This is a genomic window from Bacteroides sp. ZJ-18 (assembly GCF_011038705.2).
GTDB lineage: Bacteria > Bacteroidota > Bacteroidia > Bacteroidales > Bacteroidaceae > Bacteroides > Bacteroides hominis.
Genome location: NZ_CP072198.1, coordinates 323,127 through 339,747, shown reverse-complemented (window position 1 = coordinate 339,747; position 16,621 = coordinate 323,127). Strand labels below are relative to the sequence as shown.

The 16,621-nt window shown below is 44.5% G+C and carries 9 protein-coding genes, 2 tRNA genes and 3 rRNA genes; 10 read left to right on the top strand and 4 right to left on the bottom strand.

What is annotated here, in order from left to right; translation table 11 throughout:
- Positions 1 to 2: 2 nt before the first annotated feature.
- Together mrdA and rodA are read left to right on the top strand one after the other, a co-directional pair.
- Positions 3 to 1,859 carry a penicillin-binding protein 2 gene (gene mrdA / locus G7Y45_RS01445; RefSeq protein ID WP_005810930.1) on the top strand — a complete coding sequence of 619 codons (1,857 nt, stop codon included), beginning with the start codon at positions 3 to 5 and terminating at the stop codon, positions 1,857 to 1,859.
- Positions 1,840 to 3,297 carry a rod shape-determining protein RodA gene (rodA, locus tag G7Y45_RS01440; protein WP_005783081.1) on the top strand — a complete coding sequence of 486 codons (1,458 nt, stop codon included), beginning with the start codon at positions 1,840 to 1,842 and terminating at the stop codon, positions 3,295 to 3,297. The genes mrdA and rodA overlap by 20 nt, the downstream gene beginning before the upstream one ends.
- Here rodA and gldH read toward each other — a convergent pair.
- From gldH to metF, 4 genes are read right to left on the bottom strand one after another with little or no spacing between them, the layout of a single operon-like run.
- Positions 3,292 to 3,762, bottom strand: a complete 471-nt coding sequence (gldH, locus tag G7Y45_RS01435; RefSeq protein ID WP_005783084.1) for a gliding motility lipoprotein GldH — start codon at positions 3,760 to 3,762, stop codon at positions 3,292 to 3,294. The genes rodA and gldH overlap by 6 nt on opposite strands.
- Positions 3,740 to 5,197, bottom strand: coding sequence for a regulatory iron-sulfur-containing complex subunit RicT (gene ricT, locus G7Y45_RS01430; protein WP_005783086.1), 1,458 nt, complete (start codon positions 5,195 to 5,197; stop codon positions 3,740 to 3,742). The genes gldH and ricT overlap by 23 nt, the downstream gene beginning before the upstream one ends.
- Positions 5,198 to 5,213: 16 nt before the next feature.
- Positions 5,214 to 6,323 carry a DNA polymerase III subunit delta' gene (locus tag G7Y45_RS01425; RefSeq protein ID WP_005783087.1) on the bottom strand — a complete coding sequence of 370 codons (1,110 nt, stop codon included), beginning with the start codon at positions 6,321 to 6,323 and terminating at the stop codon, positions 5,214 to 5,216.
- A 3-nt stretch (positions 6,324 to 6,326) separates the two neighbouring features.
- Positions 6,327 to 7,280, bottom strand: a complete 954-nt coding sequence (metF, locus tag G7Y45_RS01420; RefSeq protein WP_022011749.1) for a methylenetetrahydrofolate reductase [NAD(P)H] — start codon at positions 7,278 to 7,280, stop codon at positions 6,327 to 6,329.
- Positions 7,281 to 9,291: 2,011 nt separating this feature from the next.
- Here metF and G7Y45_RS01415 point away from each other — a divergent pair.
- The 8 genes from G7Y45_RS01415 to G7Y45_RS01380 all read left to right on the top strand — a co-directional run bounded on the left by G7Y45_RS01415 (position 9,292) and on the right by G7Y45_RS01380 (position 16,558).
- Positions 9,292 to 10,820 (top strand): 16S ribosomal RNA (locus G7Y45_RS01415).
- Between the two features lie 155 nt (positions 10,821 to 10,975).
- Positions 10,976 to 11,052 (top strand) — tRNA-Ile (locus G7Y45_RS01410).
- Between the two features lie 26 nt (positions 11,053 to 11,078).
- Positions 11,079 to 11,155 (top strand) — tRNA-Ala (locus G7Y45_RS01405).
- Between the two features lie 150 nt (positions 11,156 to 11,305).
- Positions 11,306 to 14,193: ribosomal RNA gene (locus tag G7Y45_RS01400) — 23S ribosomal RNA — on the top strand.
- 89 nt (positions 14,194 to 14,282) lie between these two features.
- Positions 14,283 to 14,393 (top strand): 5S ribosomal RNA (rrf, locus tag G7Y45_RS01395).
- The 16S, 23S and 5S rRNA genes sit together here with 2 tRNA genes alongside, the layout of an rRNA operon.
- Positions 14,394 to 14,680: 287 nt before the next feature.
- Entirely contained in the window at positions 14,681 to 15,256 is a 576-nt protein-coding gene (locus G7Y45_RS01390; RefSeq protein ID WP_005822044.1) for a DUF177 domain-containing protein, read from the top strand.
- Between the two features lie 13 nt (positions 15,257 to 15,269).
- Positions 15,270 to 15,455: a 50S ribosomal protein L32 gene (gene rpmF, locus G7Y45_RS01385; RefSeq protein WP_002562387.1), complete on the top strand. Its 186-nt coding sequence runs from the start codon at positions 15,270 to 15,272 to the stop codon at positions 15,453 to 15,455.
- Positions 15,456 to 15,553: 98 nt separating this feature from the next.
- Positions 15,554 to 16,558, top strand: coding sequence for a beta-ketoacyl-ACP synthase III (locus tag G7Y45_RS01380; protein ID WP_005811282.1), 1,005 nt, complete (start codon positions 15,554 to 15,556; stop codon positions 16,556 to 16,558).
- Positions 16,559 to 16,621 lie beyond the last annotated feature (63 nt).

Genomic DNA, 16,621 nt, shown 5'->3' with positions numbered 1-16,621 from the left:
ATATGGCAAAAGATTATGTGCTGGAGAAACGAAAATATGTGATCGGTGGAGTAGCGCTGGCTATTGTCCTGATCTACTTAGTGCGTTTATTTTCACTCCAGATAGCTACGGATGACTATAAGAAGAATGCCGACAGTAATGCTTTCTTAAATAAAATTCAGTATCCGTCACGTGGGGCGATGTACGATCGGAATGATAAATTGTTGGTGTTTAATCAGCCTGCTTATGATATTACAATGGTTCCAAAGGAAGTTGAGAACCTTGATACACTTGATTTGTGTCAGACGCTGAATATCACCCGTGCGCAGTTCCTGAGAATTATGAGTGATATGAAAGACCGCCGTAGAAATCCGGGATATTCACGTTATACTAATCAGGTATTTATGTCTCAGCTTTCGGCAGAAGAGTGTGGGGTGTTTCAGGAGAAACTATTTAAATTCCGGGGATTCTATATACAGCGTCGCACCATTCGACAATATAGTTATAACTCTGCTGCCCATGTGCTTGGTGATATCGGTGAAGTATCAATGAAAGACATAGAAAATGATGATTACTACATCCGTGGCGACTATATCGGTAAGCAAGGCATTGAAAAATCGTATGAATCTTTTTTGCGTGGTGAAAAGGGAGTGGAAGTATTGTTGCGTGATGCTCATGGGCGCATACAGGGGCATTATATGGATGGGAAGTATGATAAACGTCCGATACCCGGAAAGAATCTGAAACTTGGAATTGACATTGATCTCCAGATGTTGGGAGAGCGTTTATTGAAAAACAAAATCGGTAGTATTGTAGCTATTGAGCCGGAAACGGGGGAAATACTTTGTATGGTTTCCTCGCCTGATTTTGATCCGAGACTGATGATTGGGCGTCAGCGTGGAAAGAATCACCTCATGCTTCAGAGAGATCCGATGAAACCTTTGCTAAACCGTTCGATTATGGGGGTATATCCTCCGGGATCAACGTTTAAGACAGCACAAGCACTGACTTTCTTACAGGAAGGAATTATTCAGACCAATACGCCGGCCTTTCCTTGTGCTCATGGATTCAATTACGGAAGCCTGCATGTAGGTTGCCATGCTCATGGTTCACCGCTGCCATTGATACCGGCCATTGCTACTTCATGTAACTCTTATTTTTGTTGGGGATTGTTCCGGATGTTTGGTGACCGGAAGTATGGCTCCTCGCAAAATGCCATTACTGTTTGGAAAGATCACATGGTTTCTCAAGGTTTTGGTTATAAACTTGGAGTAGACTTGCCGGGGGAGAAGCGCGGATTGATCCCTAATGCTCAGTTTTATGATAAAGCTTATCGTGGACGCTGGAATGGATTGACGGTAATCAGTATTGCCATCGGTCAGGGAGAGATTTTGGCAACTCCGTTGCAGATAGCCAATCTGGGTGCTACTATTGCTAATCGGGGACATTTTATCACTCCGCATATTGTGAAAGAAATACAAGACGAACAGCTTGACAGTATCTATCGGGTGCCCAGAAAGACCTCTATCGACCGAAAACATTATGAAGATGTGGTGACCGGTATGCGGGCTGCGGTTACGGGAGGAACTTGCCGGGTGGCTGGGGCCATTTTGCCGGATGTTGAAGTGTGTGGTAAGACCGGTACGGCGCAGAATCGTGGTCATGACCATTCTGTCTTTATGGGATTTGCTCCGATGAATAATCCCAAGATAGCCATTGCTGTATATGTTGAGAACGGTGGCTTTGGTGCGGTTTACGGAGTACCTATCGGGGCACTGATGATGGAACAATATTTAAAAGGAAAGCTGTCCCCCGAGAACGAGATACGTGCAGAAGAATATAGTAATAGAGTGATTATGTATGGAAACGAGGAGCGTTAGTTTATGGAAAACATTGGATTGGGTAACGATCGGTATTTACCTGCTCCTTATTATCGGCGGATGGTTCAGTGTGTGTGGAGCCAGTTATGATTATGGTGATCGTGATTTTCTGGATTTTTCTACCCGCGCCGGTAAGCAATTTATGTGGATTATCTGTTCATTTGGGCTTGGCTTCATTCTTTTGATGCTTGAAGAACGGATGTACGATATGTTTGCATACCTTGTATATATAGGTCTGATTCTTCTGTTGATAGTGACCATCTTTATCGCACCTGATACAAAAGGCTCCCGTTCCTGGTTAATATTAGGTCCGGTCAGTCTCCAGCCGGCGGAATTTGCAAAGTTTGCAACGGCTTTGGCATTGGCGAAGTTTATGAATGCCTATTCTTTTAATATAAAGAAGTGGAAATGCTTTTTGCCTTTGGTTGCTTTTATTCTGTTGCCGATGTTGCTGATCGTGTTACAGAAAGAAACCGGTTCGGCATTGGTCTATCTTGCTTTTTTCTTGATGCTGTATCGCGAAGGTATGCCCGGAGTTGTTTTGTTCTCAGGGGTATGTGCAGTAGTATATTTTGTGGTAGGTATTCGTTTTGATCAGGTGTTTATTGCCGACACACCTACACCGATCGGAGAGTTTGCTGTTTTGATGATGATACTTTTGTTTGCAGGTTCCATGGTTTGGGTGTATAGAAAGAAATGGGAGCCTGTGCGGAATATTATAGGTGGTAGTTTGCTTGCATTGTCGATTGCCTACCTTGTTTCTGAGTATCTTGTTCCTTTTAATCTGGTTTGGGTAGAGTGGGGACTTTGTGTGGTGGTTATCTGCTATCTGCTTTACTTGTCTCTGAGCGAGCGGCAACGTGCTTATCTCCTGATAGGATTGTTTGCTTTGGGATCTATTGGTTTTCTCTACTCAAGCGATTATGTTTTCGACAATATCCTTGAACCTCATCAGCAGATTCGTATAAAGGTAGTGTTGGGGATGGAAGAGGATTTGGCTGGTGCCGGTTATAATGTTAACCAGTCTAAGATAGCGATTGGTTCTGGAGGATTGACCGGCAAGGGCTTTCTGAACGGTACGCAAACGAAGTTGAAATATGTGCCTGAACAAGATACAGACTTTATTTTCTGTACTGTAGGCGAAGAACAGGGATTTGTTGGTTCAGCTGCTGTCCTCTTACTTTTCCTGGCATTGATACTGCGTCTTATAGCGGTATCGGAGCGGCAGACCTCAACTTTTGGACGGGTTTATGGCTATTCGGTTGTGAGTATCTTCCTTTTCCATTTATTTATTAATGTCGGAATGGTGCTTGGTCTGACTCCTGTGATTGGTATTCCGTTACCTTTCTTTAGTTATGGGGGGTCGTCTTTATGGGGATTTACTATTCTGCTTTTTATTTTTCTGCGTATTGATGCAGGACGTAGCAGGAGGTTATAAGTGCTCGATTTTCAGTCCCACATCAATGATTCCGGTTATTTGTTCATCTTTCATTCCGTGTACAACTTTAAAAGTATAGTTACCGGGATGCTTGATGGAGCAGTCTTTTAAGGGGAGAGCCGATTGGTAAAGACTTCCCCAGCCGGTTCCTTTCCATTTACCTTCCTGGTCAGTCAGAGTAAACTTCAGAGTGTCTGTTTTCCATACAGTTGAATCTTCCAGATTGTAACTGATGAGGATGTCCAGATTCTGATAAGGATAATTACTGCTGTTGCGTACACCGGCAGACAATCGCAGATTGATCAGGGAGTCATTCAAAGGGACATTGAAAAAGAGTGTATCACTCTTTTTCCATCCACCTTGAGGGGTGGATTGATATGAGTGATACACAGTGTTATCGTCACATGCAGTCAGTATCCATGTCATGAGAAGCATGCAGATGCTATTCTTGAGCAGGTTTTTCATTTCCCTGGGGTTTCTCGGTGCGTTTAGGTTGTTCGTTGTTACGTGGTCCGCGGGGTTCGCGTGGAGGGCGCTGCTCACGGGATTCATTCTTACGTGTTTCCCGATTTTCATTATTGCGCGGTTCACGAGCCTCATTATTTTTGCGCGGCTGATTGTTGCTGCGGTTATTGTTTTTGGGGCGTTCTCCTCGTGTGCGTTGTTGCCCTTGTACCGGTTGAGCTCCACTGTTCTCTTTGTTTTCTATAGCCGTCGGCGATGGGTTTTGTGTTTCAGCATTGGCGGCTTGTTGCGGACGGTTGTTATTGTTCTTTTTCTTCTTTTTGCGGTTTCCGTTTCCACCTTCTTCTTTTCCATTTCCATCTTTTCCGTTACGGCGACGGTCACGGTCAAAACGTGTCAGACTTTCTTGTTCCAACAGGTCAATCGGCTTTTTAGGTTCCGGTTTGCGTTCAGCTTCCAATAGACTATCCGGTTTGATGCCCCTTTTGTTCAGTCCTATCACTTCGAATGCCCGCTTCCCGCTGATAGTGACTAAGTTTGCGGCGAAATTCTTGTCTGTTGAATACGAAATCTGGTTGCTGAGAATATCTGCTTTGAAGAAATAATAGGTTCCGTCTTTAGTTTCCAGTTCGATCTCTCTTGAAGGCAGGCGCTTCTGCGCTTCTACATAGCAATCTACTTCGTAGTTCAGGCAACATTTTAACTTAGCACACTGTCCTGCCAGTTTTTGAGGATTGAGTGAAATGTCCTGATACCTTGCTGCGCTGGTCGATACAGACACAAAACTTGTCATCCAGGTGGCGCAACACAATTCACGTCCGCAAGGACCGATACCTCCGATGCGCCCTGCCTCCTGGCGCGCACCGATCTGTTTCATTTCGATACGTACTCTGAAAGCTTCAGCCAACACTTTAATTAACTGCCGAAAGTCGACGCGTTCGTCAGCGATGTAGTAGAAGATAGCTTTGTTGCCGTCTCCCTGATATTCTACGTCGCCAATTTTCATGTCCAAATTCAGGCTGGCCGCTATCTGACGCGCACGAATCATTGTGGCGTGTTCTTTGGCTTTGGCTTCTTCATATTTCTCCATATCCACAGCTTTGGCTTTGCGGTAGATACGTTTGATTTCAGCATCTTGTTTAAAGTTTGCCTTTTTCATCTGGAGCGGCACTAATCGTCCCGTCAGGGTAACGGTGCCGATGTCATGTCCCGGTGTAGCTTCTACGGCTACGATGTCTCCCTTCTCTAATTTGATCTTGTTGCTGTTTCGGTAGTATCCCTTGCGGGTGTTCTTGAACTGAACCTCTACCATGTCACTCTCCTCCGCATTGCCCGGTATGTCGGCCAGCCAATCGTAGGTATTTAGTTTTTTATCTTGTCGGGAACAGCTCTTACAGCAAAGGCCTCCACTCCCATTATGCAGTTTAAATTCCATATACTTTATTTTAAAGTTATTGCTTCAACAGTACGATCATCTTCAGTGAGAAGTCGAAAAATACCATTTTAGCGTTTACATTCTGTTCAATATGTTTTTGAGCTTCACTCAGTTCGTCCATGATGCCCATCACGTTTCGTTCGTTTACAAAAGGGGCAAACCGTGTAGCGAAGTTCTGTTCATCTAATGTCATATAAGTCAATTCTTTCCGATGCAGGTTGTAGATGAAATTCTCCCGGATCATCCGTTGGCAGTACTCCAGGAAGTTCTTCTGACGTTCACGTCCCATGCCTGACACTTGTTCGCTCCACAATTTCATTTCCCGGATTTTTCTTTGGTAAGAAAGGCGCATCAGGCTGACAAATAACTCAAAAAACAGTTGATTCTCTTCATTCAGATGAATGGTTTCAAGCGCTTTGATAAAGTTTCCGTTAGCCAGGTGGGCAATCGAAATACTGGTCGCCTGCTGCACTCCATATTTGTTTTGTAAAGCGTCGGCAATGCATTGTTCGTCTATTTTGCGTAGATTGAAACGTTGTGTACGGCTCAGTATCGTTTGGAGAATTAATTCCGGATTCTCTGATACCAGTAAGAAAATCGTTTTCTGGGGTGGTTCTTCCAGCAGCTTTAATAACTTGTTGGCACAAGCTTGCTGCATCTTTTCGGGAAGCCAAAGAATGGTAATCTTAAATCCTCCTTCGCTGGATTTAAGGCTGAGCTTTTTCATGATCTCATCACTTTCTTTGGTGTAAATCACCGCCTGTGCATTTTCTGCGTTAATTTCATTTAGCCAGTGGTTAATCGTAAAATAGGGATTATTCAGTACCAGTTTTCTCCATTCCACAATGTAATCATCACTTCTTCCGTTTTTTACTACCGGAAAAACGAAGTGAACATCGGGGTGAACCAGCTTATTGAACTTCACACACGACGGACAGACTCCACAAGCGTCTGTCTCACTGCGGTTCGTGCAACTCAGGTAGCGTGCATAGGCTAATGCCAATGGAAACTTGCCCACACCTTCAGGCCCGCAGAAAAGTTGGGCGTGTGGTATGCGTCCTTCGCTGACTTCTTGTATCAGTCGCTGCTTGGCTGCCTCTTGTCCGATGACGTCTCTGAAAAACATAGTTTAATAAATCGCTTTGGCTACTTCTTTTATACTGTCCACTGCTCCGATGGAGTAAAAGTGGATACTGGGTACACCGGCGGCCATCAGCTCTTTACATTGGTTGATACACCATTCGATACCCACTTTGCGGGCTTCCTCGTCTGTTTTGCACTTCAGTGCTTCCTGGGTTAGTTCTTCCGGAAGGTCTACCTTAAATGTTTTCGGAACCATGCTTAGTTGGGATAACTTCTTGAAAGGTTTGATGCCCGGAATAATCGGGATGTGTATTCCTGCCTGGTGTACTCTTTCTACGAAATCAAAGTATTTCTTGTTGTCATAGAACAATTGTGTCACAGCATATTCGGCTCCGGCCTCCACTTTCTTTTTCAGCCAATGGATATCCATGTCGATGTTAGGTGCTTCTTCATGTTTTTCCGGATAACAGGCCACTCCATAAGAGAAAGGAGTATTTGTTACTTTCATCTCCGAACCGTCTACAAAGATACCTTTATTGAAATTATTGATCTGTTCCTGTAACTCTAAAGCATGATGATGTCCGTCTCCTTCGGGGGTAAAAACCGATTCGTGCTTTGCTTTATCTCCACGGAGAACCAACAGATCGGTAATTCCCAGGAATTGTAGGTCGAGCAGTACGTATTCAGTTTCTTCCTGAGTAAAACCACTGCACAGAATGTGAGGTACTACCGTCATATTATACTTGTTCTGGATAGCAGCTGCTACAGCTACGGTTCCCGGACGTCTTCGTAGCCGATTGCGCTGATAAAGCCCATTCCCCAGATCTCTGTATACATATTCACTGCGGTGCGTAGTGATATTGATATACTTGGGGTCAAATTCTCGTAATGTATCTATGGTTTGATACAGCTTCTCAATACCTGTACCTTTCAGAGGAGGAAGTATTTCAAAAGAGAAGGCTGTTTTTTCGTTGCTATGTATTAAGTCAATTACTCTCATTGTTTCTTTATTCGTCGTTGCTCTCCTTATAATAAGGTGCATATTGGGACAAAAATACGAAAAAAAGATGAAATGAAATCGTTGTGGAACCCTAAAAGATTGCTATCTCTTCCGGTTATGAATCTTTTTTGGCTGTTAACCGATACTTTTAATGAATGAAAGGCAAGATTTACATGGACAGATGCTCCTTTGGGGATATTTTTAAAGTTCGGTTTTGTTGTCCCTTCTGTTGATTTTGCTGGTGTATTTGTTCTTTTATTCCTTATGACAGAAGTCTTAGAACTACCTTATGACGGTACATCTTGTTTATTTTGAAAGACCTTTGCGCTTGAATTGCGAAAGAGTCATAATTAGCTGATTTTGCCCTGGAAAACGATGAAAGAAAGTTTTTGTCTGTTACTATAACTGCTTTCATATGCTTTGGTAGAACATACCCTGTTTTTGGGGGGAGAGAAATTATGGCAAAATGTGCTTTTAACATTAGTCTTTTATCTTTTCTTTTCGTCCCGTTTCACTCTTTCCCGGTCTCTTTCCTTTTTTCTTTTTGTATCTTTCATCTCCCATCCGCTTTTCTCCTCTCCTCCGCGAAATGTATTTCTATCTTCCATCTTCCACCTTTTTCAATCTTTTTATCTGATTATCATTTAGTTGATACGGTGGAAGATCGCGTTTTCAGCCCGTTTATCTTCCACCTTCATCTTCCATCTTCCACCCTTTGCCATCGCTTGAAAATCTTTCCTAATTCCCTCGTATTCAGAAGTATATTCTTCGTTTCTTGTCTGCTTTCCCTTTAAAAAGCATTTTCATATCCCCGCTTGTTTGTTTGAAAATGCTTTGCTTTTTTCCGGAAGTCCTTTGTTATTTGCCGCTTGGGATATTCTTTGCCCCCGTCCGACCCATTCCCTGTCCGCTATTCCCTTTCTCCCGCCTTCCTGAATAGACGGTGTCTGTCCTTTACCTTGTCCTCCCGCTTTTCCTTCCGCCGGCGCTTTCCCTCAAGCATGATCTGTCCGAAGCATACGTTGCCTTGACGCTGCCTTTACGCGCGTACCCCCGTAACCTTGAATGCGGGTTCCATTTACCAACCGGGGTAAACGCTTTTACATGCCGAGGTAAATGGCTTTACATGCTGAGGTAAATGCTTTTACATGCCCGGGTAAATGGCTTTACATCAAGAATAAAATTCAGGTAAATATACTCTTCTGATTATCAATGATATTTAACTGCTGACCCAGCTACACATTTATCCGGGTGCCCCCTGAGAATCCCTTTCCCATATCCCCCCCCCGGAGAAATTTGAAACCGCCTGGCGGTTCGTTCCCAACACAGAGATTCCCCTCCCTCCCCAATGAATCCCCCCCTCCTTGTTTTCCAAGTATTCCCCTTCTATATATTATAATAATGTGTTCCCTTCACCTTCCCCTTCCCCCCTCTTTTAAAAGTATGCTTTAAAACTGGTCTCTCCTTCAGCCCTTTACATCTAAATTTATATTTTTATGAAAAAAACTTCCTTATATATTTGCCTTGTATTGGTAAATCGCGTACTTTTGCACCCGCTTTCCAAGAGAGGGAGAGCCGATTGAAATTGACATGTTGCAAGTGCGTATTGATTGCCTTAACGAACAACAAAAATAATCTCCTTTTTCTTTGGAGTTTAATATTAAAATTCGTTATCTTTGCAGTCCGATTCGCGATAAAAGGCGTTTATTCCGGTGCCTTTCCCTTTCGCTAAGAGAGCCAGAGAACAGACCGGGAGAACATTTTAAAAAAAACTTCCAGAAACATTTGGTGTTTTAAAATAAACCTTTTACCTTTGCACCCGCTTTTGAAACGAAGCGCAATCGAAAAGAAGAGTTCTTTGAAAAATTGATAAACAATACAAGTAGTACAAGTAAAATTTAGAACCGTCAATACTTATTATATAGGTATATGAAAAAATGACCGTCAATAAATTTTCGACATCCTGAACAGAGCTAATATTATCCCTTACGGGATATATAACAATACTTTTACAATGAAGAGTTTGATCCTGGCTCAGGATGAACGCTAGCTACAGGCTTAACACATGCAAGTCGAGGGGCATCAGGAAGAAAGCTTGCTTTCTTTGCTGGCGACCGGCGCACGGGTGAGTAACACGTATCCAACCTGCCCTTTACTCGGGGATAGCCTTTCGAAAGAAAGATTAATACCCGATGGGATAATTATTCCGCATGGTTTGATTATTAAAGGATTCCGGTAAAGGATGGGGATGCGTTCCATTAGGTTGTTGGTGAGGTAACGGCTCACCAAGCCTTCGATGGATAGGGGTTCTGAGAGGAAGGTCCCCCACATTGGAACTGAGACACGGTCCAAACTCCTACGGGAGGCAGCAGTGAGGAATATTGGTCAATGGGCGCGAGCCTGAACCAGCCAAGTAGCGTGAAGGATGACTGCCCTATGGGTTGTAAACTTCTTTTATATTAGAATAAAGTGCAGTATGTATACTGTTTTGTATGTATAATATGAATAAGGATCGGCTAACTCCGTGCCAGCAGCCGCGGTAATACGGAGGATCCGAGCGTTATCCGGATTTATTGGGTTTAAAGGGAGCGTAGGTGGACTGGTAAGTCAGTTGTGAAAGTTTGCGGCTCAACCGTAAAATTGCAGTTGATACTGTCAGTCTTGAGTACAGTAGAGGTGGGCGGAATTCGTGGTGTAGCGGTGAAATGCTTAGATATCACGAAGAACTCCGATTGCGAAGGCAGCTCACTGGACTGCAACTGACACTGATGCTCGAAAGTGTGGGTATCAAACAGGATTAGATACCCTGGTAGTCCACACAGTAAACGATGAATACTCGCTGTTTGCGATATACAGTAAGCGGCCAAGCGAAAGCATTAAGTATTCCACCTGGGGAGTACGCCGGCAACGGTGAAACTCAAAGGAATTGACGGGGGCCCGCACAAGCGGAGGAACATGTGGTTTAATTCGATGATACGCGAGGAACCTTACCCGGGCTTAAATTGCAGTGGAATGATGTGGAAACATGTCAGTGAGCAATCACCGCTGTGAAGGTGCTGCATGGTTGTCGTCAGCTCGTGCCGTGAGGTGTCGGCTTAAGTGCCATAACGAGCGCAACCCTTATCTTCAGTTACTAACAGGTCATGCTGAGGACTCTGGAGAGACTGCCGTCGTAAGATGTGAGGAAGGTGGGGATGACGTCAAATCAGCACGGCCCTTACGTCCGGGGCTACACACGTGTTACAATGGGGGGTACAGAAGGCAGCTACCTGGTGACAGGATGCTAATCCCAAAAGCCTCTCTCAGTTCGGATCGAAGTCTGCAACCCGACTTCGTGAAGCTGGATTCGCTAGTAATCGCGCATCAGCCACGGCGCGGTGAATACGTTCCCGGGCCTTGTACACACCGCCCGTCAAGCCATGGGAGCCGGGGGTACCTGAAGTACGTAACCGCAAGGAGCGTCCTAGGGTAAAACTGGTGACTGGGGCTAAGTCGTAACAAGGTAGCCGTACCGGAAGGTGCGGCTGGAACACCTCCTTTCTGGAGCGATGTTGAAAACGACGTTCATCGGTTCTAAAATTGTACTACTGGTACTTGTTTATTTATAGAATATAGATCGACCGTCTATAGCAATATAGATAGAGATAAACAAGAGAAAACAGAAGCCGAGTCTAAAGACAGGACACGGTTGAACTAGTCCTATAGCTCAGTTGGTTAGAGCGCTACACTGATAATGTAGAGGTCGGCAGTTCAACTCTGCCTGGGACTACCAAGACGAGATTGATATCTTGTATGATTGGGGGATTAGCTCAGCTGGCTAGAGCATCTGCCTTGCACGCAGAGGGTCAACGGTTCGAATCCGTTATTCTCCACCATTGATACTCTGGCAACACAAGTTGCCGAATGTTATCATACGATCTTTGACATGATGTACAAAAAAAAGTAAATTTAGTAAGAGCTAAAAGTATATATCGAACCATTTGGTTCAGATCCTTTTTAAGAAAAGGAGATGACCCTGGCGATAAAAGAAAGTAAATAAGGGCGCATGGCGGATGCCTTGGCTCTCGGAGGCGATGAAGGACGTGATAAGCTGCGATAAGCTTCGGGTAGGTGCAAATAACCTTTGATCCGAAGATTTCCGAATGGGACAACCCGGCATTCTGAAGGAATGTCATCCAACCAAGTTGGAGGCTAACGCAGGGAACTGAAACATCTTAGTACCTGCAGGAAAAGAAAATAAATAATGATTCCCCTAGTAGTGGCGAGCGAACGGGGAATAGCCCAAACCACCCATGTTACGGCATGTGTGGGGTTGTAGGACCACGCTCTCGCAAGAAAGTTATTGAGAAGAAGCGACTGGAAAGTCGCGCCATAGACGGTGATAGCCCGGTATTCTAAGGTAACTGAAGCGTAGTGGTATCCTGAGTAGCGCGGAGCACGAGGAATTCTGCGTGAACCAGCCGGGACCATCCGGTAAGGCTAAATACTCCCGAGAGACCGATAGCGAACCAGTACTGTGAAGGAAAGGTGAAAAGCACTTCGAATAGAAGAGTGAAATAGTCCCTGAAACCATGCGCCTACAAGCGGTCGGAGCAGCTTATGCTGTGACGGCGTGCCTTTTGCATAATGAACCTACGAGTTACTTTTTCCGGCAAGGTTAAGCATCTTGAGATGTGGATCCGAAGCGAAAGCGAGTCTGAACAGGGCGGATAGTCGGAAGGAGTAGACGCGAAACCAAGTGATCTACCCTTGGGCAGGTTGAAGGTTAGGTAACACTAACTGGAGGACCGAACCGATAAGCGTTGAAAAGCTTCCGGATGACCTGAGGGTGGGGGTGAAAGGCTAATCAAACTTGGAGATAGCTCGTACTCCCCGAAATGCATTTAGGTGCAGCCTTGAGAATTACTAATGTGAGGTAGAGCGACTGATAAGATGCGAGGGCTTCACCGCCTATCAAGTCTTGATAAACTCCGAATGCGCATTAGTTCGATCTCAGGAGTGAGGGCATGGGTGCTAAGGTCCATGTCCTAAAGGAGAAGAATCCAGACCATCAGCTAAGGTCCCCAAATAAACACTAAGTTGAACTAACGAAGTCAGATTGCTAAGACAGCTAGGATGTTGGCTTGGAAGCAGCCATTCATTTAAAGAGTGCGTAACAGCTCACTAGTCGAGGAGTTTGGCGTGGATAATAATCGGGCATTAAGTGTTTTACCGAAGCTATGGGATACGTAAGTATCGGTAGGGGAGCATTCCACTCTGCGTTGAAGGCGAAGCGTGAGCTTTACTGGAGCGTGTGGAAAAGCAAATGTAGGTATAAGTAACGATAAAGGGGGTGAGAAACCCCCTCGCCGCAAGACTAAGGTTTCCTGATCAACGCTAATCGGATCAGGGTTAGTCGGGTCCTAAGGCTCAGCCGAACGGTGATGCCGATGGCAGAACAGGTTAATATTCCTGTACTAGCATTAAGAGTGACGTGGAGACGGAGGAGTGACAACGCCGCGGACTGACGGAATAGTCCGTTAAAGGGTGTAGATGTTGATTGTCCCAGGCAAATCCGGGATAAGAGTCGAACCTGATAGTATACCAATTTCCTCGGAAAACGGTAATAGTGCGTGTAAACATACTCCCAAGAAAATCCGCTAAACTTAATCTTAATGGTACCCGTACCGCAAACGGACACACGTAGTCGGGTTGAATATACTCAGGCGCTTGAGTGAATCACGGTTAAGGAACTAGGCAAATTGACCCTGTAACTTCGGGATAAAGGGTCCCTACCCGGTGACGGGAGGGCGCAGAGAATAGGTCCAGGCAACTGTTTAACAAAAACACAGGGCTGTGCAAAATTGAAAGATCACGTATACAGCCTGACACCTGCCCGGTGCTGGAAGGTTAAGAGGAGATGTCATCGCAAGAGAAGCATTGAATTGAAGCCCCAGTAAACGGCGGCCGTAACTATAACGGTCCTAAGGTAGCGAAATTCCTTGTCGGGTAAGTTCCGACCTGCACGAATGGTGTAATGATCTGGACACTGTCTCAACCGTGAGCTCAGTGAAATTGTAGTATCGGTGAAGATGCCGATTACCCGCGATGGGACGAAAAGACCCCGTGAACCTTTACTATAGCTTAACATTGAATTTGGGTAATTGATGTGTAGGATAGGCCGGAGACTTTGAAGCAGGTACGCCAGTATTTGTGGAGTCGCTGTTGAAATACGGCCCTTTGATTATTTGAGTTCTAACTCGCAGTCGCGAGGACACTGTTTGGTGGGTAGTTTGACTGGGGTGGTCGCCTCCAAAAGTGTAACGGAGGCTTCTAAAGGTGCCCTCACGCCGATTGGTAACCGGCGGCAGAGTGTAATGGCATAAGGGCGCTTGACTGGGAGACTTACAAGTCGATCAGGTAGGAAACTAGAGCATAGTGATCCGGTGTTTCCGTATGGAAGGGACATCGCTCAAAGGATAAAAGGTACTCCGGGGATAACAGGCTGATCCCTCCCAAGAGCTCATATCGACGGAGGGGTTTGGCACCTCGATGTCGGCTCGTCACATCCTGGGGCTGGAGAAGGTCCCAAGGGTTGGGCTGTTCGCCCATTAAAGTGGCACGCGAGCTGGGTTCAGAACGTCGTGAGACAGTTCGGTCTCTATCTATCGTGGGCGCATGAAATTTGCGTGGCTCTGACACTAGTACGAGAGGACCGTGTTGGACTGACCTCTGGTTTACCGGTTGTGCCGCCAGGTGCATTGCCGGGTATCTAAGTCGGGATTGGATAAGTGCTGAAAGCATCTAAGTACGAAGCCAGCCACAAGATTAGATTTCTTTTAGGGTCGTTGTAGACTACAACGTTGATAGGACGCAGGTGTACAGGTGGTAACATCACAGCCGAGCGTTACTAATTGCCCGATGACTTTCTTTTATTGTCCTTTATGGTTTATATATCCGTTTAGCTTTACTATCGGTTTGATAGACGGCTAAGTTTACTTTTGTACATTATGTCTGCCTTATTCAGGTGACTATAGCATCAGGGTTCCACCTCTTCCCATTCCGAACAGAGAAGTTAAGCCTGATCACGCCGATGGTACTGCGTAACAGTGGGAGAGTAGGTAGTCGCCGTTTTCAGAGAGTTCATCCCCTCGGGTCAGAAGACACGAGGGGATGACTTGTTTATAGACGTAGGAAAAGAAGGAGGGAGGATAACAACCGAACTGATGCACTCGTTTATAAATAAAATACTACTTAAAATACGAATATTTACTGATAATTTGTATGTTATGAGGATTATTATTCGTATCTTTGTCGCCCGAATTATGTCTACCTACTTAAGATTCAGATGAAAATTAGTTAAGTAGTACATAACGTTTGGGCTTTTTTTGTACCTTTGCAACGATTAAAAAAAAGAAGCTTTGGGAAAGTTTGATAAATACAAAATTGATTTGAAAGGAATGCAAGCAGACTCATGTAAGTATGAGTTTCTACTTGACAATCTTTTTTTCGCTCATATTGATGGCCCTGAAGTTCAGAAAGGTAAAGTCAACGTAGAGTTGACGGTTAAAAAGACCTCTCGTGCTTTTGAATTGAGCTTCCAGACAGAAGGTATCGTATGGGTACCATGTGACCGTTGTTTGGATGAGATGGAGCAGCCGGTTACTTCCTCAGATAAGTTGATGGTGAAATTTGGCCGTGAATATGCTGAAGAGGGAGATAATCTGATTGTGATCCCTGAGGAAGAAGGGGAGATCAATGTAGCTTGGTTTATGTACGAGTTTATAGCTTTGGCTATCCCGATGAAGCATGTGCATGCTCCCGGTAAATGCAATAAAGCTGTGACCAGTAAGCTGAACAAGCATCTTAGAACAAGTAGTGATGACGATGCAGAAGAATCTTTTGGCGCTGGTGAGGATATCGTTGTGGAAGATGAAGCGGAGGAACAGATTGATCCGCGCTGGAATGAATTAAAAAAAATATTAGATAATAATTAAAGTTTAAAAGAAAATGGCACATCCTAAGAGAAGACAATCAAAAACAAGAACTGCAAAGAGAAGAACTCATGATAAAGCAGTAGCTCCTACATTGGCTATTTGCCCGAACTGCGGTGAATGGCATGTTTACCACACAGTATGCGGCGCTTGCGGATACTACAGAGGTAAGCTGGCAATTGAAAAAGAAGCTGCTGTATAATTGCAGTCTGAATAAGCTTATACTTATCAAACAGCCAGAGAGCATTGCTCTCCGGCTGCTTTAAGTATTAGATGTATTGCTAAATTAAAACAGAATTGATGGAAAAAATAAATGCAGTAATCACAGGAGTCGGAGGATATGTACCTGATTATGTCTTGACAAACGACGAGATATCTAAGATGGTGGATACCAATGACGAGTGGATTATGACTCGTATCGGAGTAAAAGAAAGACGAATACTGAACGAAGAGGGATTAGGTACTTCGTATATGGCCCGTAAGGCAGCTAAACAGTTGATGAAAAAAACGGGTTCAAATCCTGATGACATTGATTTAGTTATCGTTGCAACTACTACTCCTGACTATCATTTCCCCTCAACAGCTTCTATTCTTTGTGATAAACTCGGACTAAAAAATGCTTTTGCTTTCGATCTACAGGCTGCTTGTAGCGGATTCTTGTATCTGATGGAAACAGCTGCCAATTTTATTCGTTCGGGACGATATAAAAAAGTAATCATTGTTGGTGCCGATAAAATGTCATCAATGGTAGATTACACAGAACGTGCAACATGCCCTATCTTCGGTGATGGAGCGGCAGCTTTTATGCTTGAACCGACCACGGAAGACTTGGGAATTATGGATGCTATATTGAGAACTGATGGTAAGGGATTGCCTTTCCTCCACATGAAAGCGGGTGGTTCGGTTTGTCCTCCTTCTTATTTCACGGTTGACAATAAAATGCATTATATTCATCAGGAAGGTAGAACTGTGTTCAAGTACGCTGTCTCTAATATGTCTGATGTCAGTGCAGCTATAGCAGAAAAGAACGGGCTGACAAAAGATAACATTGACTGGATTGTTCCCCATCAAGCCAATATGCGCATCATCGAAGCGGTAGCTCATCGCATGGAAGTTCCGATGGAGAAAGTTCTGGTGGATATTCAGCATTACGGTAATACGAGTGCGGGTACGCTGCCATTGTGTATCTGGGATTTTGAAGAGAAACTTAAGAAAGGCGATAACATTATTTTCACTGCGTTTGGTGCCGGATTTACTTGGGGTGCCGTGTATGTGAAATGGGGTTACGACGGGAAAAAAGAATAGTAACGAAAGTTGCTAATATAAATCACATAAAACGCATCTTATTTCGATTCGATGCGTTTTTTT